Below are 22,623 nucleotides of genomic sequence, written 5' to 3' on the forward strand. Positions count from 1 at the left end.
TAGCACTTAGTAGCTCACTCGCCGAGATCAGTCGATCGCCCGGCGGATGCTGAGCATCCCGCCGCCGACCGCGCGAGCAGCCGCCACGTCGAAGGCGCCGCCCTGGACCTCACCGGCCAGGTCGACCCGCGCCCAGTCGCCGGGCGACGTGAACGCCAGCTCGCGCTCCTCGGCCAGGTAGTTCACGAACCGGAGCTCCGCCTCGGTGCCGACGCGCCGCGCCGACTCCAGCACGACATCACCCGACAGCCGCACGGGGAACGCCGCCTCGGGCAGCGGGCCGTCGGCCGCACCCGAACCGCGGACGACGAGCGGGTCGTGCCGGAAGAGATCGGCGGCGCGCACCGCGGTCGCGTCGTCAGCGCCGACCAGGATCGCCAGATCGGTGTGCACGGCGACTCCGAGGTACTGGGCGCCCGGCACGGGGATCTCGGATCCGGCCGGCTCGTCGCGCAGCGGATGCACGTTCACGCTCATCATCCCGACCGAGCGCGACAGCGTGACCGCGAGAGCATCCGGCGCGTCGGCCGTCGACACCAGCTCGTACTCCGACAGCTTCTGCACCAGCACCGCGGTCGAGCCCGCCGCGGCGAAGCGGTACGCCGGATAGGTCGGCAGCGGGAACTCGCCCCAGCCACCCTCGGCCTCGCGACCGCGCACGGTCGTGCCGTACTGCCCGGCACTGCGGGAGGAGTCGAGCCCGGCGCCGTCGACGGGCACCAGCACCCGGAGCCGGTGATCGGAGGCGGTGTTCACGTAGTCGATGCCGACGCGCAGGAAGCCCTCGCCCTCGCGCAGTTCGATCGTGGTCTCGGTCACGAGCGGCACCGTCGAGGTCGAGCGCCGGCGGTCCGCGTCCAAGCGCTCCGGCAGGTCGTAGACCCGGCGGATGCGGATGCGGCCGCGCAGCGGCCCCTCCTCGAGCACGGTCACCTCGACCGACGAGGGCGCCGAGACGGCGGATGCCGCATCGACCGGACCGTAGTTGTAGGAGTCGCCGCAGTCGCCGTCGTCGACGAGAGCGAGCGCGCCGTCGATCGACGAGCCGTCCGCACCGTCGATGCGGACGGTGCCGTCGGCGTTCACGGTCGCGGTCAGCGCGCCGTTGGAGAGCGATCCGCTCGTCACGGTGACCGCGTCAGCCGATGCGGGCGCCGTGGTCTCGCCGACCGCGGCGAGCGCGAGGCCGTCGACGTCGACGGCCAGGAGCGCCCGGTGCCGAGGGTCGGCGATGGTCTCGACGTGCCAGACGTCGTCGCCCGCGGCATCCGCGGCGACGCGCTCCTCGAGCTCGACGGTGAACGCGGCCAGGTCCCACACGCCCTGCGGGCTCTCGGCGACCTGGAAGCGCAGCGACCGCTCGCCCCACTCGTAGCCGTTGATCTGCTGGCCGAAGAGCTCGCGGCCGTGGATGCGGCGGAGGATCTTCGGCAGGTCGGCCGTGCGCATCCACTCGTCGCCGAGGACGGTGGTCAGCGGGTCGAGCAGCTGCACACCCGCGGAGAGCGAGCCCGCGTCGACACCGTGCAGCGTGACCTCGACCTGCGCGCGCCGGGCGAACCCCGAGGGGTTGAACACGAGGTGCTGTGCGGGCGAGACGGCAGCCGAGACGTCACGGAGCACGGTGTCGATCACACCGCGCGCGATGTGGCCGGCGGTGTGGATGCGCGTGCCCACCTGCTCGGCTGTCGCGTCGACGCCGCATCCGGTCACGGAGTCGTGCGCGGTGCTCTCCACGATGCGGTACCAGGCCGTGTCGAAGAACGAGCGGTGGTCGCGGGTGCCGTACATCAGGTCGAGGCGCTCGGCGGCGGTGAGCGCCTGCTCGGAGCGGGCCATCTCGCGCTTGAGGTTCGTGCGGATCGAGAAGACGCCGGGCAGGAGGTTGCCGCGGGCGTGCGAGCGCATCTCACCGTGCACCTGCGGGAGGGCCGCAAGCGATGCGGCATCCGTCTCATACCGGGAGAGGTGCTCGTCGAGCGTCGCGATCGACAGGTGCGGTTCGCGCCCGCCCGCGTCGTAGTCGCGGATGACCTCGGCGAGGTCCTCGGGCGGTGCCGAGTGGTCGGTGCCCAGCATCGCGAGCACCGGGTCGTCGCCGTACCAGGATGCGGTGCGGGCGGCGTAGTCGGGGGCGAGTTCGGGCAGCTGCCCCGGCAGGGCGAACATGTCGAGTCCGTTGCCGTAGCCGTCGAAGAGGTACTCGCACCGCACGGCGTCGCCGTTGGGAGCGACCCACGAGAAGGCGTGCTCGGCGATGTCGGCGGGGACGCCGCGCCAGAGGGCGCTGTGCCGGATGCCGAAGCCCGACAGGATCTGCGGCATCTGGGCCGCGTGGCCGAACATGTCGGGGAGGTAGCCGACGGGCATCGTGCGTCCGAGACGCGCGCTCGCGGCGCGGCCGAGCTCGAGGTTGCGGATGATCGTCTCGCCGTCGCAGCCGAACTCGTCGAGGAGGATGAGGAACGGGCCGACGCTGAGCTGCTCCCGCTCGACCAGCGCCACGACCCGGTCGCGCATGTCCGGGCGCATCTCGAGGTAGTCCTCGATCGCCGCGGCCTGTCCGTCGAGCGTGAACCGGTACTCCGGCTCCGCCTCGAGGATGCCGATCAGCCGGTCGAGCATGTGCACCAGGCGCAGACGGAACACATCGTGCGGCTCGTACCACTCGCGGTCCCAGTGGGTGTGGGGGACGACGACGATCTCACTGGTCACGGGCGGGACTCCTGATTCTCTGGGGAAAGGTGTGGGGCGTGCGGCCGGTCAGGCGCACAGGGCGGCGATGCTGCGGTCGGGGTGCAGCAGGTAGTGGGGGCCGGCGGAGCGCGCGGCCGGGAACGCGACGCGATCGCCGTGCACCGAGCGACGCTCGCCGGCGCCGTCGACGAGGATCAGTCCGTCGGCGTCGATGGCGAGGAGCTCGTCCTCGATGCGCAGGAGGACGGGGGCGGTGAAGAGGTCCGGTGCGGTGAGCCCGTCGCGCACGGTCACCCCGCCCATGATGGCGGTGCGCCCGGCGGCGACTCCGGCGAGGATCGCCTCGGGCGATGCGTCCTCCGCCGCGACCCAGGTCGTCGGAGTGCCCGGGCCGACGCCCTGGCTCTGCATGTGGAAGTCGGCGCCGCCGAGGAGCACGGCATCCTTGTCCCACCGTTCGTGGAAGGCGAGCGGCGAGGTCGCGATGAGCTCCCGGTACCAGGTCGAGTGCCACAGCTCGATCGCCCGCGGGGCGCGCTCCAGCGGATGCAGCCACGAGCAGTCGCCCGAGATCGGGTGGTTCACGCTGAGCACACCGCCGCGGCGCTCGACCTCGTCGACCCACTCCTGCGCGGGGCGGCGGAAGTCGATCCAGCCGATGTCGCCGAAGGCGTTCGCGTGACCGCGGTGCGTGGTCACCTCCTGCCCGGGGAGCAGCGTGATGGAGTGCTGCATCCCGACACCCGGGAGGTGCGCGTGGTGGCTGGTGGTGTTGTGGTCGGTGACGGCGAGGAAGTCGAGCCCGGCCCTCGCGCCCAGTGCGGCGAGCCCCGAGATGCTCTCGCGGCCGTCCGAGTGGAGGGTGTGGGCGTGGAAGTCGCCGGCGAACCAGCGCAGGCCGGCGGGCGCCGGGAGGTTTCTCGTACTCCCCCGCGGCACCCCGGTCACGGGGGCCGCATCCGGTCCGTGATCGATCGTCGACTCCGCGGGGAGCGAGATCTCGACCGTGATGTCGGCGCCGCCGGCACTCAGCCGGTGCACGCCGAGGATCACGTTCCACTCGCCCTCCTCGGGGCGGCCGGGCAGGTACCCGGGCGTGGCGTCGTCGGTGCGGATCACGGAGGAGGTACGCGCACCGCCCGACCATCCGCGCCACCCTGCGGCGCCCTCGCAGCCGAGGTCGATCACCGCCGCCTCACTGTCGTACGAGATGCGCACCTCGAGCGAGTCGGTGCCGGCGGGCACGTCGAACGGCACCCGCACGTAGCGGTCGGCGTTCTGGATCTCGTGGGTGAGGTGGAGGGTGGTGCGGATGGTGCTCATCAGCCGATCCGCTCGGTGCTCTCGGCGTCGAACAGCAGCACACGGTTGAGCTGCGGGACGATCCAGCCGCGGTCGCCCGGCGCCGGCTCCTGCTCCTCGGGGACGACGACCTGGAGCTTGTGCTCCCCCGCGCTCACGAGCACCAGGCTCGTCGCACCGAGGGTCTCGGTCACGACGACCTCGGCAGCGATACCGCCCTCGACGGGCTCGGTCGACCAGCGCAGGTACTCGGGACGGATGCCCCAGATCACGGTCTGCCCCTCGCGCGCCGACGCGGCGGCTTCGGTCGGAACCGTCACATCGGATTCACCGATCCGCACGGTTCCTCCCGAGACCGCGGTCTCGAGCAGGTTCATCGGCACCGAGCCGATGAACCCCGCGACGAACGTGTTGTTCGGGCGGTGGAAGATCTCGCGCGGCGAGCCGATCTGCTGGAGCTTGCCGGACTTCATGACAGCGATCCGGTCGGCGAGCGCGAGCGCCTCGGCCTGGTCGTGGGTCACGAATACGGTCGTGACCCCCAGGTCGCGCTGCAGCTCCTTGAGGAACGTGCGCGCCTCGAGGCGCAGCCGGGCGTCGAGGTTCGACAGCGGCTCGTCGAGAAGCAGCACGTCGGGGCGGGTCGCGACGGCGCGGGCGAGAGCCACGCGCTGCTGCTGACCACCGGAGAGCTGGCCGGGGCGGCGCTCGATGAGTCCGTTCAGCGACAGTCCGTTCGCGACCGACTCGGCCGTGGTGCGGCGCTCGGTCTTCCCCACGCGGCGGATCCGCAGCGGGTAGGCGATGTTGTCGCCCACGTCCATGTGCGGGAACAGCGCGTAGTCCTGGAAGACCATCGCGACGCCGCGCTCGCCCGGCTCCGCATTCGTGACGTCTTTCTCGCCGATCGTGAGCTTTCCGGAGGTGATGCTCTCCAGACCCGCGATCGACCGCAGCAGCGTGGTCTTCCCGCAGCCGGAGGGGCCGAGGAGCGCGAAGAACTCGCCGTCCGCGATCTCGACGTCGACACTGTCGACGCCGCGCACCCCGCCGGGGTACTCCTTGACGAGTTCGGTTGCAATGATGGCGGCCATCAGGACTTGATCCCTCCGTGGAAGCGGAAACCGTAGCGACGGTTCACAAAGAAGTAGATGAGCAGGACAGGCACCGAGAACACCAGCGAGAACGCCGAGATCAGACGGAGGTCGGCCTGGCCGCTCTCGGTGTAGAAGGTGTACATGAGCACGGCGGCCGGCTGCATGTCGGGCGTGCGCAGCAGCAGGAACGGAACGAGGAAGTTGCCCCAGACCTGCACGATCGTCCAGATCGCGATGAACGCGAGACCCGGGCGGGCGATCGGCACCACGATGTCCTTGAGGATGCGGAAGGGGCCGGCGCCGTACAGCCGCGCCGACTCCTCGTAGGACTTCGGGATCGAGTCCATGAAGTCCTTGAGGATGAAGATCACCGTCGGCAGGATGCCGCCCGCCAGCACCAGGATGACGCCGACGTGCGTGTTGATCAGCTGCAGCTGGTTGATGAGCTGGAACGTCGGGACCATGGCCGCCGTCCCCGTCACGATCGACGAGAGCAGCAGCAGACCGTAGAGGATGCCGTCGCGGCCGGGGATGCTGATCCGGCTCATCGCATACGACGCCAGCGCGCCGAGGACGATCACGAGCGCCATGGTTCCGACGCCGAGGATCAGCGAGTTGAGGATCGACTTCATCGCGTAGGGGTTCTCGACCAGTCGCGCGAAGTTGTCGAGCGTCCAGTCCGGCCACGACACCGTCAGCGACGGGGTCGCGTCGAACGGGGCCAGGACCAGCCACACCATCGGCAGGGCGAAGAACAGCGACACGATGACGAGCACGACCGTGAACAGGATCCGCGAGACGAAGTGGGTCACCGAGCGGTCGCGCACGACCGTCTTGATGGTGGTCATCATGAGGTCACCTTCTTCTTCTTGGTGCTCTTACCCCGCGAGACGCGCGTGTACATCAGCGCGATCACGAGGTTGATGAGGAGCATGATGAGCGAGATCGCTGCACCGAGGCCCAGCTGCCCGCCGGGGATGGCGGTCTGGTAGATGTACACCGACAGGATGTCGGTCTGACCGTTCGGCCCGCCCGCGGTGAGCAGGTAGGGCGTGAAGGTGTTGAACGTCCACAGCGTGATCAGCAGGGTGTTGGTCAGCAGGTGGCCCTTGATGTTGGGCAGGATCACATCGCGCAGCTGCTGCCACGTGTTGGCGCCGACCATGCGCGCGCTCTCGAGCTGCGACGGTGGCACCGCGCTGATCGCCGAGGAGAACAGCTGCATCGAGAACGCGGTCCCGACCCAGATGTTGAAGATGATGATGCACTCCATCGGGTGCTCGATCAGCCACGCGGCGCCCTCGGTGCCGAGGAGGGAGTTCAGGGTGCCGGTGCGCCGATCCAGGAGCGCGAGCCAGAGGAACGACGCCACCGAGGCGGGGATGACCCAGGCGGCGAGCACGAGCGTCTCGATGAAGGTCTTCACCCCCGCACGCACGTTGCGCAGCATCCAGGCCAGCGCGAAGCCGAGGATCGTCTGCCCGATGATCCCCGAGACGAGCACGAAGACGAGCGTGAGCCACAGCGAGTTCCAGAAGCGCGGATCGTTGAGAGCCGTGGAGAAGTTGTCCAGGCCGATGAACTCCGGGTTGGCGGCGGCGAAGCCGGTCAACCGGTAGTTGGTCATGCCGAGGTAGACGGTCCAGATCGCCGGGAAGAGGAGGAACAGGCCGATCAGGAGCAGACCGGGTGCCGCGAAGAGCGTGGCCCTGGCCCGACCGAGACCCGCGACATCCTCTGCGCGGCGCCGGCGGGGAGTGGTGACGCTCCCCGCCGGCATCGTTGCTTGCGTCATGGTCACTCGGAGATCGCGTCCGGACCCACGACGCCTTCGAGACCACGGACGTAGGTCTTCAGCGCATCGTCGACCGAGGTTCCGGTGGCGACGTCGAGCGTGGCCTGCTGCAGCAGCACCGACACCTGCGGGTAGGCCGCGAGTCCCGGACGGTAGGCCGTGATCGGCAGCACCTCTTCGCTGACGAAGGTGAGCATCGGGTCGGAGGAGAGCAGCTTCTCGTTCACGTCGTTGCGGGGCGAGATGGCCAGGGTGCCGGCGGCACGCGCCTCGTACGCCTCGGGAGAGTTCATGAAGGCGAGCAGCTCCCAGGCGAGTTCGGCGTGCTTCGAGTTGGGGTTGAGCACACGACCGGTTCCCCCGGACATCGAGACGAAGTCCTGACCGTCGATGCCCTCACCGGGCTCGACCGCCGGGATCTTGGCGTAGCCGACGGCGCTGTCACGGTCGGCCATGGGGGCGGTTCCCACACCCTCCTCGGGGTTGATCACGGAGCGCCAGAAGTAGTCGCCCTCGAGCAGGATGCCGATCTTGCCCTCGGCGAAGAGCTGGAACGAGGTGTCGCGTCCCGAGGCCTCCTGCTGGAGGACCGGGTCGCCGAGGCCCTCGTCGACGTAGATGGTCTCGTAGAGGTCGAGCGCCTTCTCCATGCCGTCGGTGGCGCCGATCCACTTGCCGTCCTCGTACACCTGCTCGCCGGTGCCGACCAGCATGGGCAGCAGCCCCTGCATGGTGGTCGCCTCGCCCATCGCCGTGCCGGCGTTGAGCTGGATCGGGGTGACGCCGTCGAGCTTCTTGAGGTCGCGCGACGCATCGAGGATGTCGTCCCAGCTCTCGGGACCCCAGTCCTCGTCGAGCCCCGCCTGCGCGAAGAGGTCCTTGTTGTAGTAGAGCACGCGGCCGTCGGCGCCCTGCGGCACCCCGTAGCGGTCGCCGTCGAACGAGAGGGCGTTCTGCACGGCATCCGGGATCTGCGCCCAGCCGTCCCAGTCGTCGACCGCGTCTCCGCCGACATCGGCGAGCGGCTTGATGTATCCGGCCTCGGCGAACTCGCCGACCCAGATGCCGTCCATGCCGATGATGTCGGCGCCCTTGCCCGACTGCAGGTCGAGGGCGATCTTGGTCTTGTAGTCCTCGTCGTCGACGCCCTGGGGCTGGAACTCGACGGTGACGTCCTTGTCCTCCGCCTTCATGGCCTTCTCGAACTCGGGGATGACCCAGTCGGCGATCCAATCCGCCTCGGCGGCGTTCTTGCCGCCGGTGATGGAGTTGGTGGTGAGGGTGAGGGTGACCGGTCCGGTTTCCTCCTCGGCCTCCGGCTCTGATCCTCCGGAGCAGCCGGCGAGGACGACCGCACCGACAGTGGTGAGGGCGAACGCCGCAAGAAGGCGGCGCTTTCCATTCGTGACCATTTCTGGACCTTTCTGTGTCGCTGATCGCCGAGCGGATGCCGCTCGGTCTCGGGTGGGGGTGACTACTGCGCGGCTTCGGTGCTCGGGTCGAGTGCGAAGCCCTTCGAGAGCGCGAGCGCGCGGATCATCCGCTGCCCGACGCGCACATCGGCGATCGACTCCTCGACGCTCGCCCCGTCGGGGCGCTCGCCGCGGACCAGTGCCGCCAGCGCGAACAGCTCGTTCTCGAAAGCCTCTTGCTGCATCCAGCGCGATTCGCTCACGCGGATACCCAGCTCCGGGTGGTTCTCGGTCACACGGAGGATCGTGGGGAGGTTGGTCACATACGGCACTCCGAAGACGAGCTCGATCGAGCCGGTCTCGTGGTGGAAGGTGACGGTCTCCTGGTAGTCGGGGTAGGCGTCGATGTAGTGCCAGTCGAGGGTCCACGGTGTCTCGTCGCGGGCGAGCGCACCGCGCAGGTGGACCGAACCGGGCATCTTCGGCCCCCAGTGCTGCGCGAACTGGACCTCGCCCAGACCGCCGATGAGCATGCGCAGCAGCCCGACGTCGTGCACGATCGAGCCGAGCACGACGTTCGTGTAGAGCGTGCGCAGGTCGACGGGGAGGTCGGAGCCGACGGCCGAGTCGACGATCGCCGACGTCGCGTCGATCAGCGGAGCGAGGGTCTCGCGGGAGACGTCGCCGGTGGGCGCCGCGAGGCGGGCGTACGCCAGCTGCGAACCGTCCAGCGGGTGCATCACCTGCACGCTCACCGCGCGCAGGTCGACGTCGGCGAGGAGCTCCTTGGCTCGGAGGGACGCGAGGTCGTACTCCTTCATGTACCCGACGCGCACCCAGTCGCGCAGGTCGATCCCCGCCTCCGCGGCGTGGGCGGTGAGCGCATCGAGCTCGGCGAGCGAGTAGGCGAGGGGCTTCTCGGCGAGCACCCGGATGCCGGCCCGCACGAGGCGCAGCGTATCGCCGGCGTGGGAGCCGGTGGTGGCGAGGATGGCGGCGTCGATCGCGAGCGCACCCTCGTCCTTCGCGGCGATCAGGTCGTCGACGGAGGAGAACCGACGGTCGTCGGCGACCCCGTAGCGGACGGCCATGGCGGCGGTGCGCTCGGCGGAGAGGTCGACGAGGGCGGCGATCTCGAAGCTCTCGGCGTTCCTGCGCAGCAGCGGCAGGTGGACGCTCTGGCTGATCGCTCCCAGGCCGATGACGGCGACGCGCGTGATGCTCATGCGAACCACTTCCGGAGGGCGTCGCGGTTGGCGATCTGCTCGGCCTTGGCCTGCTCGACCTCGGCGGCGGAGCGGGGAACCACGTCCTGCTCGACGATCAGCCATCCGTCGTATCCGCTGTCGATGATCTCGTCAACGAGCTCGGTGACGGCGAGGTCGCCATCGCCCAGAGGCACGAAGACGCGCTTCTCCCACACCGACCGCATCGGGTCGTCGGTCTGCAGCGCCTCGCGCAGGATCTGCGTGCGCGCATCCTTCAGGTGCAGGTGGTTGATGCGGTCGCGCCAACGACGGTAGTCGGGCAGCGGGTCGCCTCCGCCGATGAGGAGGTGACCGGAGTCGAAGGTGAGTCCGACATCGGTCGACGCGAGCAGCGCGTCGACTTCTTCCGGCGTCTCCACGTAGGTGCAGGCGTGGTGGTGGAACGTGGGCTCGAGGCCGCGGTCGCGCACCCGGGCGGTCGTGATGTTCACGCGATCGGCGAACCGGGCCCAGTCGTCGCCGCGGAGGGTGAGCTCGGGAGCGCCACCGGGGCGTGCCTTGCGCTCGGCGCTGCCGGAATCGGCGAGGGTCGGGAGCGGGGCGAGGACCGGACCGGTCTCGGCGGCGGCGACGAAGACGTCGAGGATGCCGTCGAGGTCGGCGAGCGCGCGCTCGAATTCGTCATCGGTGCCCGCGAAGGGCAGATCGATCCAGCCGCCGGCGAGTTCGAGGCCGTACCTCTGCAGGCGATCCGTGAGATCCGTCCCGCGACCGAGGAGGCCGACCGGACCGAGGTCGATGCCCTGGTAGCCGGCTTCGCTGATCCAGCGCGCGAGCTCCTCCCCTTCGGGGAGAGCGACGAGATCCGGCCGAGCCAGCTCGAAGACTCCGTAGCTCACCGGCGCATTCGCGATACGGATCACTCGATTTCCTTTCTCCATTGAACGGCGGACCCGAGGCCCGGTGAAAATGTTAGCAGGTAATTACATATGCATCAATCGTCGTCCGAGAAGCCCTGGACCACGACCGATCGCACCCCGTCGAGCCGCGCGATCGCGTCTATCAGCTCCGACCGCATCTCGGGCGAAGCCTCCGCGAACTCGAGCGTCGCGCGCATGTCGGAGTCCCCGTGGATCCGTGCGGCTCCGAGGAGGGTGGCGGGAAGACCGCGGCGCTCGGCGGCGGCGAGCACCTCGCGGATGGCACCGCGCTCGGACTCGTACTGCAGCGTGACCCGCAGCCGCTCCGGCTCGGGCCGCAACCGGTCGCGCACGCGGGACAGGGGGCCGACCGTCAGCAGATGCAGCCCCGTGCCGGCGATCGCCAGCAGCGGCATGTTGGCCCCGCACGCCATGCCGATCGCCGCCACGACCCAGATGGTCGCGGCGGAGGTCAGCCCGGAGACGGCGTTGTTGCGCACGAAGATGACCCCGGCCCCGAGGAAGCCGATGCCCGAGACCACCTGCGCCGCGATGCGAGAGGGATCGACGGCCACGTCCGGGCCGAGCACTCCGTCGAATCCGTAGGCCGAGATCAGCGTGAAGATCGCGGAGCCGATCCCCACCAGGACGTGCGTCCGCAGCCCGGCGCTCTTGAGCTTGCGCGATCTCTCGATCCCGACGGCGAGCGAGAGGACGAACGCCAGAGCGAGGAGTCCGAGCTCCACGAGCAGGTGCGGATCCCCCACGATGCTCACGAGAACTCCATCATGTCCGAACAATAGCACTTTATGCATTTCACGGGTCAGGTCGCCCTCGGAACGGATATCTCCGCGCGCCTCACCGCCCGGATCCGCCGAAAGAGAGGTGACATGGGCGATCGTATGATTGTCGCTACAATATGACTCCCTCACAGAAAGCGGAGCACCATGGCCGATCTCGTCACTCCGTGGCCGAACGATCTGTTCGCCGACATCGACCGCACGGGACCCGTCCCGCTCTACTTCCAGGTGTCGACGCGCCTCCAGAGCGCGATCCAATCCGGCGCCATCCCCGCCGGTGCCCGCCTCGAGAACGAGATCTCGATCGCCGAGCAGCTCGGCCTGTCCCGGCCCACCATCAGGCGCGCCATCCAGGAGCTCGTCGACAAGGGCCTCCTCGTACGGCGCCGTGGCATCGGCACCCAGGTCGTGCAGGGCTCCGTCACACGCCAGGTCGAGCTCACCAGCCTGTTCGAAGACCTGCAGAGCGCCCATCACGAACCGGGGACACAGGTGCTCACCCACGAGGTGATCGCGGCACCCGACGAGGTCGCGGCTGCGCTGGGCCTCGCCCCCGGCACCGAGGTGCTGCATCTGCGCCGACGACGCAGCACCGACGGCGTCCCCGTCGCCGTGCTGGAGAACTACCTGCCGGGCGAGTTCGCGAACATCTCGTCGGAGCAGCTCGAATCCCGCGGCCTCTACCAGGTGCTGCGTGCGCGCGGCGTGGCCATCCGCGTCGCCAAGCAGAAGATCGGAGCCCGGCGGGCGGAGGCCGACGAGCCCGAGTTGCTGGAGATCGAAGCCGGCGGGCCGCTGCTGACGATGGAGCGCATCTCGTTCGACCAGTCCGGCGCGGCGATCGAGTTCGGACACCACTGCTACCGTCCCGACCTCTACCGCTTCGAGACCACGCTCGTCGCCAAGTAGCCCGCAAGCCCCTGGGGCGGCGGATGGCGTCTCCGTAGACTGACCCCATGGATGCTGTGCTGTGGATCGTCGGGATCGTCGTCGGCCTGATCGTCGTCGTCGCGATCCTGACGATCGCGCTGCGCGGGATGCGGCCGAAGCTTCCGGAACCGCAGGTCTTCACGCCGACGGCCGCGACGCCTCGCTCCGCACCCGCCTCCTCGGCGTCGGCACCCGCCTCCGGACTCACCCCCGACGTCGTCGCCGAGATCGACCGGCTCGTCGGAGCAGGGCACAAGATCCACGCCATCAAGCTCTACCGCGACCACACCGGCGTGGGCCTGAAAGAGGCGAAGGATCGCGTGGAGCACTGGTCGGCCAGCACGACCGCTCCGCACCTCGCCGCCGTGTCGAACGCCAGCGCCGTGCACTCCTCCATCACCCCGAGTGCGCTGACGCCGTCGACCGTGCGCGCCTCACTGCCGGCATCCGTGGCATCCGAGATCGACGGTCTCATCGCCCGCGATTCCCAGATCGGCGCGATCAAGCTGCTCCGGGAGCAGACGGGCCTCGGGCTCAAGGAGTCGAAGCTCCTGATCGACGCCTGGGTTCCGCACCGCAGCTGAGCGCGACGGACCGGTACCTCCCCGCGCGGAAGCGGACTCCCCGGCAAGGGAGAATGGGAGGGTCCCCCACCGCAAGGAGCCTCATGACAGACCGTCTCGACCGCGCCCGCAGCACCGGCATCCTCGCCGTGCTCCGCGCTTCGTCCCCCGAGCTGGCCCTGGAGGCCTCCGAGGCGATCATCCGCGGCGGGGTCACCGGCATCGAGGTGACCTTCTCGACGCCCGACGCGCCCGCCGTGATCCGCGAACTCATCGCCCGCCACGGCGACGCCGCGTACATCGGCGCGGGGACCGTGACGACCGCCGCGCAGGCAGCGGCGGCCGCGGATGCGGGGGCGGAGTTCCTCGTCAGCCCCGGCACGCTCCCTCACCTGACCCGCTCGATGCTCGACACCGATCGCGTCGTGATGACCGGCGCCATGACCCCCACCGAGGTGATGGGCGCGCTCGAGCTGGGCGTCGACGTCGTGAAGATCTTCCCGGCATCGCTGGGCGGCCCGTCGTACCTCGGCGCACTGCGGGGCCCGTTCCCCGACGCCCCGCTCATGCCGACCGGCGGCGTGAGCCCCGACAACCTCGCAGCCTGGTTCGCGGCGGGTGCGGTCGCGGTCGGCGCCGGTGGCGACCTGGCCAACGGCGCATCGATCGCCGCATCCGACTGGGCCGACATCGAGCAGCGCGCCGCCCGGTTCACGGCCGCACTCGCCGCCACTCGCAGCTGATCGGCCGACGGCGTTCAGCATCGTTTGGTATACCAGACGCATGCGTGTGCGCCCGACCCTCATCCTCAGTGCACTCGTCGCCGTGCTGCTGACCGCGACGGCTTGCACCGCGAACCGCGCCCCGTCCGCACCGACACCGGAGGTCTCCATGTCCGACGCCACTCAGGACCTGCTCATCGCCGCCGGAGACGGAGATGAGGATGCCGTGCGCGCGGCCCTCGATGCGGGAGCTGCGATCGAAGCGCGGGGCGACGGCGGCATGACCGCCCTGGTCGCCGCGACCAAGGCGGATCAGGTCGACGCGGCACGGGCGCTCATCGAGGCCGGCGCCGACGTGAACGCGAAGGACGACATCCAGGACTCCGCCTACCTGTACGCCGGGGCCCGCGGTCACGACGAGATCCTGCGCCTGACGCTCGAGAGCGGCGCCGATCTGACGAGCACGAACCGCTTCGGCGGCACCGCCCTGATCCCGGCCTCCGAACGCGGACTGCTGTCGACGGTCGAGATCCTGCTCGAGGCGGGTGTCGACCCGAACCACGTCAACAACCTGAACTGGACGGCGCTGCACGAGGCGATCGTGCTCGGCGACGGTTCCTCCCGCTACGTCGAGGTCGTGCGCGCGCTTCTCGACGGCGGGGCGGACACCGGCATCCGCGACGGTGACGGTGTGCTGCCGGTCGACCTCGCGAGGAAGCTCGGCTACGACGCGATCGTCGCCGAACTCGAACGGTGATCGCGCTCGACCCGTGGGCCTGGGTCGCCCTCGCCGTGGCCGCGGTCACGATCGGCATCTCCAAGACCGCACTGCCCGGCGGCAGCATCCTGGCCATCGCCCTGTTCGCCGCGGTGCTGCCCGCCCGCACCTCGACGGCCGCGACCCTGCTGCTGCTCATGGTGGGCGACCTGTTCGCGCTGTTCGCCTACCGCCGGCACGCCCACTGGCCGACGCTGCTACGCCTCGCGCCCGCGGTCATCGCGGGACTCCTCGTCGGATTCGCGTTCCTCGCACTCGCCGGTGACGGGGTGGTCCGCCGGGCCATCGGCGTGATCCTGCTCCTGATGATCGCCGTGACCCTGTGGCGCCGATGGCGGCAGAGCAAGGCCGACGCGAAGGCCGACACGGTGGCCCCGCCGTCGGGTGGCATCGTGCTCGCGGGCGCCTACGGCACGCTCGGTGGTTTCACGACCATGGTCGCCAACGCGGGCGGACCGGTCATGTCGATGTACTTCCTGGCCACCCGCACGCCGGTGCAGGTGTTCCTCGGCACCTCGGCGTGGTTCTTCGCCATCATCAACGTGATCAAGGTGCCGTTCCTCGCCGGCCTCGGGCTGTTCCACCCGCCGGTGCTGCTGATGGATGCCGTGCTCGCCCCGCTCGTGGTGATCGGTGCGCTGCTCGGCCTCCGGGTCGCGCGGCGCATGAACCAGCGCGTGTTCGACCGCATCGTGATCGTGCTGACGATCCTCGGCGCGGTGTACCTGCTGATCTGAGCGGCGTGCCCCGCCCTCAGTCGAGGAAGATGTCCGGAAACAGCGCGCTGTCGGGTGTGCCGGGGATCGCGGCGTAGCCGGAGAAGTCGGTCACCCCGTCGTCCTCGAGCACGTCTTCCACGATGAGCGACTGCCCCGTGTACGACGCCGCGGGCTTGAGGAGCACGGCGTACGCGGCGTCCGCGTAAATCGCGGGCGTGCGGCTCGCGGCCATGACCTTGTCGCCGCCGAGCAGGTTCTGCACAGCCGCCGTCGCGATTGTGGTGCGGGGCCACAGCGTGTTGGCGGCGATCCCGTCGCGCGCGAACTCCGCCGCGAGGCCGAGCGTCGCCAGCGTCATGCCGAACTTCGCGAGTGTGTACCCCGTGTGCGCGCCGAGCCACTTCGGGCTCGGGTTGAGCGGCGGCGAGAGGGAGAGGATGTGCGGGTTCTCGGCATCCTTCAGGATCGGCACGGCCGCGCGAGACAGCATGAAGGTGCCGCGCACGTTGACGTCCTGCATCAGGTCGTACTTCTTGGCGCCCAGGTCGAGCGAGCGCGAGAGGTCGATGACGCTGGCGTTGTTGATGACGATGTCGATGCCGCCGAACTCGCCCTGCGTCTTCATGACCGCTTCGGTGATGTCGTCGTCGTCGCGCACGTCGCCGACGATCGGGAGCGCGTTGCCGCCGGCTGCCCGGATCTGCTCGGCGGCCGTGTGGATGGTGCCTTCGAGCTTCGGATGCGAGGTGTCGGTCTTCGCGAGCATCGCGATGTTCGCACCGTCGGCAGCTGCCCGCAGCGCGATCGCGAGTCCGATTCCGCGGCTGCCGCCCGACATCAGGATGGTCTTTCCGGCAAGGGACATGGTTTCTCCTGGGTTCTGATCGCGACGGGAAGTGGGGGCTGCGGTCATCTCGGGGCCATGCGGATGGCGCCGTCGAGACGGATGGTCTCGCCGTTGAGGTAACCGTTCTCGACGATCTGCTGCACGAGGGCGGCGTACTCGTCGGGGCGACCGAGGCGCGACGGGAAGGGAACCTGCTGGCCGAGCGAGTCCTGCGCGGCCTGCGGGAGCCCCATCAGCATCGGCGTCTCCATGATGCCGGGGGCGATCGTGCACACCCGGATGCCGTGGCGGGCGAGTTCGCGTGCGACGGGGAGGGTCATCGCGTGCACCCCACCCTTGGATGCGGAGTAGGCGGGCTGACCGATCTGCCCGTCGAAGGCGGCGACGCTCGCGGTGTTGACGATGACGCCGCGCTCCTCGTCGTGCAGCTCGTTCTTCGCGATCACGGCCGAGGCCTGCGAGATGACATTGAACGTGCCGACGAGGTTGATGCGGATCACGCGCTCGAAGTCGGCGAGCACCGCGGGATTCCCCTCGCGGTCGAGCACCTTGGCGGGCGGCGCGATACCGGCGCAGTTCACGACGACGCGCAGGGGGGCCGCGGACTGCGCGGCGGCGACGGCCGCCTGCACCTCGTCGGCGCTCGTGACGTCGGCGGCGACAAAGAGTCCGCCGAGCTCGTCCGCGATCTCCGCGCCCTTCGACGAGGGGAGGTCGATGATCGTGACATGGGCTCCTGCCGCCACGAGCCTGCGTGCGGTGGCGAGCCCGAGGCCGGAGGCCCCTCCGGTGATGAGTGCACCCTGACCGCTGATCTGCATCTGAGGTTCTCCTTCGAACGTCGTTGCGCGACACGCTTCGCTGGAACGCGGTCTCAGCCTACGTGGTTCCTGGTTCCACCACGAAACGGGTGGCGCCAGCCCGCAGGAGCTGCGTTCACAGCGAGCCTACGACACCGTCTCCACCGAGAACGGTCCAGACATCCGAAGCCTGCGGCCGGATCGGTCCCCCCATCCGAAGCCTCCGGCAGGATGGGAGCATGACCATCCCCACCGAAGACGTCGTCGTGCCCGATCGCGTCCGGCTCCTCGCCCGCGGTGCGGACCTCGAGTGCGTGTGGCGGAACAATGCCGGCGGGCTGACCTTCCGCGCCACAGGCCAGGGCGAACCGTTCTTCATCAAGTGGGGACCGCGGAACCTCGAGTCCACGCTGCGCGACGAGGCGGAGCGGATGCAGTGGGCCTCGCAGTGGATCACGGTGCCGACCGTGCTCGACAGCGGCGCCGACGAGACGCACGAGTGGATGGTCACCGCCGGGCTCGACGGGCTGAGCGCCGTGGACCCACGGTGGATCGCCGAACCCGCGACCGCCGTGCGTGCCGTCGGCGAGGCACTCCGCGCCATGCACGACGCCCTGCCCGTCGCGGACTGCCCCTGGGAATGGAGCGTGTCGTCGCGCATCGAGAACGCCGAACAGCGCGGCATCGTCATGCCGGAGGCACTCCGAACCGCACCCGAGATCGACCGCCTCGTCGTCTGCCACGGCGATGCCTGCTGCCCGAACACTCTGGTGGGCGACGACGGCCACTGGCTCGCGCACGTCGACCTGGCCATGCTCGGCGTGGCCGACCGCTGGGCCGACATCGCCGTCGCCGCCATGAGCACCGAGTGGAACTACGGCCCCGGCTGGGAGGACGCGCTCATCGAGGCCTACGGCGTCGAGCCCGACCGCGAGCGCCTCGCCTACTACCGAGATCTCTGGAACGCGACGTGATCCCGCGCTGACACCGCGCTCAGGCGCCAGGGCCGAGGATGAAGTTCCACGCCCCGGTGGCGACGGCTGCCGCGATCGCGATACCCGAGATCGCGGCTCCCACGGCGAGCAGCATCCATTCGGCCGCGCCGAACCGCGACTCGCGCGCCCAGGTCCGCCGCCCCGGAGCCCCGAATCCCCGGGCCTCCATGGCGGTGGCGAGCTTCGCTCCGCGGCGGATCGACAGCACGAGCAGCGCGAACGCCATGCCGAGGAACCGGCGGATGCGACCACGATCGGCCACGCCCCTCGCTCGGCGGGCGAGCTCGAGCGCTCGCCAGTCGTCGAGGAAGAGCCCCACCATCCGCAACCCGGCGAGCGCGCCGAGCACGAACCGGGCGGGGAGCCGCAGGATCTGGCCGAGGCCGTCGGCGAGGTCGGTCGGGTCGACCGTGATGAACAGGACGACCGAGGGCAGCGCGATCGCGAGCACCCGCAGCATGGTGGCGAGGGCGAGCGCGAGCGACCCCTCGCTGATCCGCAGCACGAACCAGTCGACGTAGACGGTGCCGCTCGTCTCGCCGTAGAGCGCGATGGTCAGGCCGGTCAGGGGTGCGGCGAGCCAGACCGGCCAGGTGCGCATCCAGAACTCGCGCCAGCCGATTCCGGCGGACAGGAACAGCACGAACTCCAGCACGAGGGCGACGGATGCCGACACCGGATCGAGCGTCAGGATCAGCGGCACCGCGATCAGCGCACTGACCCCGAGCTTGGCCACCGGATTGACGGCGGCGAGCGCTCCGGTGCGCGCCTGCGTGTCGAGCAGGGTCATGACACGCCTCCGAGTTCGAACCGCTCGGCGTGCAGCGCGCGTGCCACGTCGAGGTCGTGGGTGATCGTGACGATCGCCGACCCCTCGTCGCGGAGCGCCGCGAGCATGGCGACGAGTTCCGCCCAGGTGCGGGCGTCCTGCCCGAAAGTGGGTTCGTCGAGGACGAGTATGCGGGGCCGGGTCGCGATGGCCGCAGCGACCGTGAGCCGGCGCTTCTCGCCTCCGGAGAGCGTGTACGGGTTGGCGGCGGCGAGGTGCGACAGCCGCAGACGGTCGAGCAGTTCGTCGCTGCGGGCGGTGATCTCGTCTTCGGGCGTGCCGAGCGCCCGCGGACCGACGGCGAGCTCCTCACGCACGGTCTTGGCGAGCAGCTGATGCTCCGGCTCCTGGAACACCATGCCGATGCGGGTCAGCAGATCCCGCGACGCCCAGCGGATCGGCGAGGGATCAGCCCCGGCGGCGAGCACGGCGGATGCCGTCAGGTCACCCGCGGCCGGCGGAAGGAGTCCCGCGAGAGTGAGCCCGAGCGTGGACTTTCCTGCGCCGTTCGGACCGGTGATCGCCAGCGCCTGGCCGGCGTGCACGTCGAGGTCAATACCGGTGGCGACCGGGCGTCCCTTGACGCGGGCGACGGCGAGTCCGCGCGCCGAGAGCAGAGTCTCCCCCGGCATCCCGCGCGGGGGCGGCGGGGCGGCGGGAGCGTGCCCCGGCACCCACACGCCGTCGGCCGCGAGCCGTGCACCCTGGTCGCCGAGCACCTCGCCGGGTGCCCCGTCGGCCACCACTCCCCCGGCCCCGATCACGATCACGCGGGTGATGAGCGGCAGCCAGACCTCGAGGCGGTGCTCGACGACGATGAGCGTCGCGGGCTGCGCCTGCAGCATCCGCTGCACCGCGTCACGCACCTCGACGACCCCGGTCGGGTCGAGGTTGGCGGTCGGCTCGTCGAGCAGCACGAGACCCGGACGCATCGCGAGCATGCCGGCGAGCGCGAGCCGCTGCTTCTGTCCGCCGGAGAGCGCCTTGGTCGGGTGGTCCAGCGGCACATCGAGGCCGACGGCATCCAGCGCCGCCTCCACCCGCGGCCAGATCTCCGCCCGCGGAACGCCGAGGTTCTCGCAGCCGAAGGCGACGTCGTCGCCCGCTCGCGCCAGGATCACCTGCGAGTCCGGGTCCTGCAGCACGAGGCCGGCACGCCCCCGGGTGGCGACGGCGGGAGCACCGTCGACGAGCAGTTCGCCCGTGCTCTCGCCCTCTTCCTCGCCGCCGAGCACGCCCGCGAGTCCGTGCAGCAGGGTGGACTTGCCCGCGCCGGACGCGCCGAGCACCAGCACGCGCTCACCGGGGTCGATGCGGAACGAGACGTCGCTGAGCGCCCAGGCGAGGCGACTCGCGTGGCGCCACCCCCAGCCGCGTGCCTCGACGGCGGCGGGGACGGTGTGATCCGCCGTCATCAGACGCGGACGCGCGCCTCGCGCCCGGAGCCGAATCGGTCGAGCGCTCCGGTCGCGGCGATGCCTCGCGCCAGCACCCACGACAGCGCACCCGCGATGACGGCACCGGAGATGACCGTGCTGATCAGGTAGATCGTCGTGAAGGCGGGCCCGGAGCCGGCGTACCAGAGCACGAGGTTGTTGATCCCGCCCGCGAGGGCAGCACCGGCACCCGCGAGGATCGCGACCGGCAGCGACCAGCGGCGGTAGAAGAAGAGGAGGAAGATCAGCTCGGCGCCGAGGCCCTGCACGAGTCCTGCCTCGAGTGTGAGGAATCCGCCCCACTGGTTGCCGATGAGGGCGGAGACGACCGCCGCGAGCAGTTCGACGTAGATCGCCGCGCCCGCCTTGCGGATGATCAGCCCGCCGAGCACGCCGGCGAAGAGCCACGGGCCGTCGAGGAGGCCCTGGACGCCGGGGAGCAGCGGCTCGAGCAGGGCCTTCGGGCCGAGGTAGCCGACGTTCCACGCGAGGAAGATCAGGCCGGCGGCGACACCGATGACGCTGGCGACGACGATGTCGACGATGCGCCAGCGCAGGAAGCTCCTGGCCGGGGGCGAGGCCTGGGCCTTCGTGGACGCCGATGTGGACGTGGACGTGCTCATCTGAACTCCTCCCTGCGCTGGCATGACCCAGATCAGGTTCGACGGTCGAAGCGCGATTCGCTCCCTCTCAGCCCGGCTCGCCGGACTCCCGTGGTTGTGCTGAAGAGCCTACCGGCTCACGACACCCCGTGCGCGACGAGGCTGCGCGCCGCGCAACGCGCCCGGGATTGGGTACCGTAAACGAGTGACCGCTTCAGATCCCGCCGACGAGGCGACGGGCGTCGTCGATGGCGACAGCTCGCCGGACGCCGTCCCCTCCGGACCCGTCGACGACCTGCCGGCCGCGCGGGACGCTGCACCAGCGGACTCCGGCGACTCCTCAGCCTTCGCCGCCGACCGGCTGTTCGCGGGCGATGTGCGCCCTCCGGACGCCGTCGTGGCCCCGGCGATCCCGGTCGACTCCGCGGCGATCGGCGCGCTGTTCACGACGCAGAAGTCCACGGGCGGCGACGTCGAGCCGGAACCCGAGTTCCTCACCGAACCCGTCGAGCCCGTCGAGGCCATGGAGCCCGCTGAGCCCGGGGATGCGATCCCGACGACACCCCCGCTGACCAAACCGCCGTTCGTCCCGTCCGAGCGGACGACCGGTGAAGAGCCGGCGGACGACGCGAATGCTCTCCTCGACGCGAGCGCACCGCAGTGGGCGGATGACACGACCGGGGCGACGGCCCTCACCTGGGTCGATGCCGCAACGGTCGCCGCGCACCCGCCTCTCGCCACCCTCGACGAGCCGGCCGAGGCTGAGCAGACAGGCGGACTGATGCGCGGGGCCCACCTGCGACCGGCGATCGCCCGTCCGGGGATCCTGGTGCCGTTGGCGACGCTGGTCGCGATCGTCGCCGCCTACGCCGGCACGACGATGCTCTGGCCGCTGCACGAAGTGCCGCCCACGGTGCAGTCCGTCGAGTTCAGCACGGTCCCCGCCGCCGCGGCTGCGCCCACCTGGCCCGGCGAGGGCAGCGCCGCTGTCGGCATCGGCGGGTTGAGCACGGTGGCCTCGAACCCCGGTGCCGTCAGCATCGCGAGCATCACCAAGGTCGTGAGCAGCCTGATGGTGCTCGACCGGATGCCGCTGGCCCTCGGCGAGCAGGGCCCCGAGTTCCGCTTCAGCTACCGCGACAGCGTGGAGTACTGGGACTACCGGCGCAGTGATCAGTCGGCGCTGGATGTGCCCGTCGACGGCGTGCTGACCGAGTACCAGCTGCTGCAGGGCACGCTCCTCGGCTCGGCGAACAACTACATCGATCGGCTCGCCTCCGAGATCTGGGGCTCCGACCGGGAGTTCGCGTCCGCCGCGGAGACCTGGCTGAGAGAGCGCAACCTCACCGGCATCACGGTCGTCACCCCGTCGGGCTTCGACGAACGCAACGTCTCGACGCCCGATTCGCTCATCGCACTGGGCGAGCTGGCGATGCAGAATCCGGTGTTCGCCGAGATCGTGGGCACGAAATCGGTCGACCTGCCCGGCGCGGGCACGGTCGTCAACACGAACAAGATGCTCGCCGACCCGGGTGTCGTCGGCATCAAGACCGGCACGCTGGTCGGCTGGAACCTGCTCACGGCGAAGGATGTGACGGTCGGCGACACGACGGTGAAGTTGTACGCCGCCGCGCTGAACCAGGCGGGCGACGATGAGCGGCTCGCCCTGACCCGCTCGCTCTTCGCCGAGACCGAAGCTGCACTGCAGGCGCAGGGCCCGGCGGTCGCCGCGGGTACGGTCGTCGGACGCGTCACGACCCTGTGGGGTGAGGATGTCGAGGTCGTCACCGACTCCGACGCCGATGTGGTGCTCTGGAACGGCGCCCTTGCGACGGCGACGCCGACCTTCGACCTCGCGGACGAGCGCGATGAAGACGACACGGTGGGAACGATGACCACCGTCGGACCGCTCGACAGCGCGACGGTTCCCCTGGTCCTGGCGCGAGACGTCGAGGGCCCGAGTCCCTGGTGGCGTCTGACCCACCCGCTCGAGCTCCTCGGCATCACCACCGACGCACGCTGACTCTCTCACCCTGAAGAGTCAAAGAACGCCGCCTCCAGGCCTGAGGAGGCGGCGTTCTTTGACTCCTCACCTGCTGCGCACACAGCACCTGGCACGCAGAACCGCGCACACAGCACAGCGCCCCACCCCGCGTGTGCGGGAGGGGGCG

21 protein-coding genes and 1 riboswitch are annotated in these 22,623 nt (G+C 70.1%); of the genes, 7 read left to right on the forward strand and 14 right to left on the reverse strand.

Going from position 1 to position 22,623, the window contains the following annotated elements; genetic code table 11:
* Nucleotides 1-27: 27 nt before the first annotated feature.
* From BQ2383_RS06790 to BQ2383_RS06830, 9 genes are all read right to left on the reverse strand, one after another.
* Nucleotides 28-2,715 carry a hypothetical protein gene (locus tag BQ2383_RS06790; RefSeq protein ID WP_091031538.1) on the reverse strand — a complete coding sequence of 896 codons (2,688 nt, stop codon included), beginning with the start codon at nucleotides 2,713-2,715 and terminating at the stop codon, nucleotides 28-30.
* Nucleotides 2,716-2,763: 48 nt separating this feature from the next.
* Nucleotides 2,764-4,020: a CehA/McbA family metallohydrolase gene (locus BQ2383_RS06795; RefSeq protein WP_091031541.1), complete on the reverse strand. Its 1,257-nt coding sequence runs from the start codon at nucleotides 4,018-4,020 to the stop codon at nucleotides 2,764-2,766.
* Nucleotides 4,020-5,093: an ABC transporter ATP-binding protein gene (locus BQ2383_RS06800; protein ID WP_091031545.1), complete on the reverse strand. Its 1,074-nt coding sequence runs from the start codon at nucleotides 5,091-5,093 to the stop codon at nucleotides 4,020-4,022. Before BQ2383_RS06800 ends, BQ2383_RS06795 begins: the two co-directional genes overlap by 1 nt.
* Nucleotides 5,093-5,947: a carbohydrate ABC transporter permease gene (locus BQ2383_RS06805; protein ID WP_205828681.1), complete on the reverse strand. Its 855-nt coding sequence runs from the start codon at nucleotides 5,945-5,947 to the stop codon at nucleotides 5,093-5,095. The genes BQ2383_RS06800 and BQ2383_RS06805 overlap by 1 nt, the downstream gene beginning before the upstream one ends.
* Nucleotides 5,944-6,891: a carbohydrate ABC transporter permease gene (locus BQ2383_RS06810; protein ID WP_091031549.1), complete on the reverse strand. Its 948-nt coding sequence runs from the start codon at nucleotides 6,889-6,891 to the stop codon at nucleotides 5,944-5,946. The genes BQ2383_RS06805 and BQ2383_RS06810 overlap by 4 nt, the downstream gene beginning before the upstream one ends.
* Before the next feature lie 2 nt (nucleotides 6,892-6,893).
* Nucleotides 6,894-8,303: an extracellular solute-binding protein gene (locus tag BQ2383_RS06815; protein ID WP_091031553.1), complete on the reverse strand. Its 1,410-nt coding sequence runs from the start codon at nucleotides 8,301-8,303 to the stop codon at nucleotides 6,894-6,896.
* A gap of 62 nt (nucleotides 8,304-8,365) precedes the next feature.
* A complete protein-coding gene (locus BQ2383_RS06820; protein WP_167381552.1) occupies nucleotides 8,366-9,529 on the reverse strand; it encodes a Gfo/Idh/MocA family protein in 1,164 nt (387 codons plus the stop codon).
* Nucleotides 9,526-10,434 (reverse strand): TIM barrel protein, encoded by a 909-nt coding sequence (locus tag BQ2383_RS06825; RefSeq protein WP_167381553.1) that lies wholly within the window; start codon nucleotides 10,432-10,434, stop codon nucleotides 9,526-9,528. Before BQ2383_RS06825 ends, BQ2383_RS06820 begins: the two co-directional genes overlap by 4 nt.
* 71 nt (nucleotides 10,435-10,505) lie before the next feature.
* The gene (locus BQ2383_RS06830) at nucleotides 10,506-11,207 is read right to left on the reverse strand and encodes an MgtC/SapB family protein (protein WP_244175928.1); all 702 of its coding nucleotides are present in this window, start codon (nucleotides 11,205-11,207) and stop codon (nucleotides 10,506-10,508) included.
* A 171-nt stretch (nucleotides 11,208-11,378) separates the two neighbouring features.
* On the opposite strand from BQ2383_RS06830, the gene BQ2383_RS06835 reads away from it, so the two are divergent.
* From BQ2383_RS06835 to BQ2383_RS06855, 5 genes are all read left to right on the forward strand, one after another.
* Nucleotides 11,379-12,140 carry a GntR family transcriptional regulator gene (locus tag BQ2383_RS06835; protein WP_091031567.1) on the forward strand — a complete coding sequence of 254 codons (762 nt, stop codon included), beginning with the start codon at nucleotides 11,379-11,381 and terminating at the stop codon, nucleotides 12,138-12,140.
* A 47-nt stretch (nucleotides 12,141-12,187) separates the two neighbouring features.
* Nucleotides 12,188-12,745 (forward strand): ribosomal protein L7/L12, encoded by a 558-nt coding sequence (locus BQ2383_RS06840; protein ID WP_091031572.1) that lies wholly within the window; start codon nucleotides 12,188-12,190, stop codon nucleotides 12,743-12,745.
* Nucleotides 12,746-12,828: 83 nt separating this feature from the next.
* On the forward strand, nucleotides 12,829-13,467 hold the full coding sequence (locus BQ2383_RS06845; RefSeq protein WP_091031574.1) for a bifunctional 4-hydroxy-2-oxoglutarate aldolase/2-dehydro-3-deoxy-phosphogluconate aldolase: 639 nt from the start codon (nucleotides 12,829-12,831) through the stop codon (nucleotides 13,465-13,467).
* Nucleotides 13,468-13,507: 40 nt separating this feature from the next.
* Nucleotides 13,508-14,203, forward strand: coding sequence for an ankyrin repeat domain-containing protein (locus BQ2383_RS06850; protein WP_091031577.1), 696 nt, complete (start codon nucleotides 13,508-13,510; stop codon nucleotides 14,201-14,203).
* Nucleotides 14,200-14,961 (forward strand): sulfite exporter TauE/SafE family protein, encoded by a 762-nt coding sequence (locus BQ2383_RS06855; RefSeq protein WP_091031580.1) that lies wholly within the window; start codon nucleotides 14,200-14,202, stop codon nucleotides 14,959-14,961. Before BQ2383_RS06850 ends, BQ2383_RS06855 begins: the two co-directional genes overlap by 4 nt.
* 16 nt (nucleotides 14,962-14,977) lie before the next feature.
* On the opposite strand, the gene BQ2383_RS06860 is transcribed toward BQ2383_RS06855, so the two are convergent.
* Nucleotides 14,978-15,808, reverse strand: coding sequence for an SDR family oxidoreductase (locus BQ2383_RS06860; RefSeq protein ID WP_091031583.1), 831 nt, complete (start codon nucleotides 15,806-15,808; stop codon nucleotides 14,978-14,980).
* 44 nt (nucleotides 15,809-15,852) lie between these two features.
* A complete protein-coding gene (locus BQ2383_RS06865) occupies nucleotides 15,853-16,611 on the reverse strand; it encodes an SDR family NAD(P)-dependent oxidoreductase (RefSeq protein WP_091031587.1) in 759 nt (252 codons plus the stop codon).
* 218 nt (nucleotides 16,612-16,829) lie between these two features.
* On the opposite strand from BQ2383_RS06865, the gene BQ2383_RS06870 reads away from it, so the two are divergent.
* Nucleotides 16,830-17,564: an aminoglycoside 3'-phosphotransferase gene (locus tag BQ2383_RS06870; RefSeq protein ID WP_091031589.1), complete on the forward strand. Its 735-nt coding sequence runs from the start codon at nucleotides 16,830-16,832 to the stop codon at nucleotides 17,562-17,564.
* A 19-nt stretch (nucleotides 17,565-17,583) separates the two neighbouring features.
* Here the strand turns inward: BQ2383_RS06870 and BQ2383_RS06875 are convergent, their stop codons facing one another.
* From BQ2383_RS06875 to BQ2383_RS06885, 3 genes are all read right to left on the reverse strand, one after another.
* The gene (locus tag BQ2383_RS06875) at nucleotides 17,584-18,375 is read right to left on the reverse strand and encodes an energy-coupling factor transporter transmembrane component T family protein (protein ID WP_091031592.1); all 792 of its coding nucleotides are present in this window, start codon (nucleotides 18,373-18,375) and stop codon (nucleotides 17,584-17,586) included.
* Nucleotides 18,372-19,829: an ABC transporter ATP-binding protein gene (locus BQ2383_RS06880; RefSeq protein ID WP_091031596.1), complete on the reverse strand. Its 1,458-nt coding sequence runs from the start codon at nucleotides 19,827-19,829 to the stop codon at nucleotides 18,372-18,374. Before BQ2383_RS06880 ends, BQ2383_RS06875 begins: the two co-directional genes overlap by 4 nt.
* Complete coding sequence (locus BQ2383_RS06885) at nucleotides 19,829-20,473, reverse strand: ECF transporter S component (protein ID WP_091032280.1); 645 nt, start codon at nucleotides 20,471-20,473, stop codon at nucleotides 19,829-19,831. The genes BQ2383_RS06880 and BQ2383_RS06885 overlap by 1 nt, the downstream gene beginning before the upstream one ends.
* Nucleotides 20,464-20,575, reverse strand: a riboswitch (TPP riboswitch). (Overlaps the previous gene by 10 nt.)
* 82 nt (nucleotides 20,576-20,657) lie before the next feature.
* On the opposite strand from BQ2383_RS06885, the gene BQ2383_RS06890 reads away from it, so the two are divergent.
* Entirely contained in the window at nucleotides 20,658-22,475 is a 1,818-nt protein-coding gene (locus tag BQ2383_RS06890; protein WP_091031600.1) for a D-alanyl-D-alanine carboxypeptidase, read from the forward strand.
* Nucleotides 22,476-22,623 lie beyond the last annotated feature (148 nt).

This window comes from Microbacterium oxydans (assembly GCF_900095745.1).
GTDB lineage: Bacteria > Actinomycetota > Actinomycetes > Actinomycetales > Microbacteriaceae > Microbacterium > Microbacterium oxydans_B.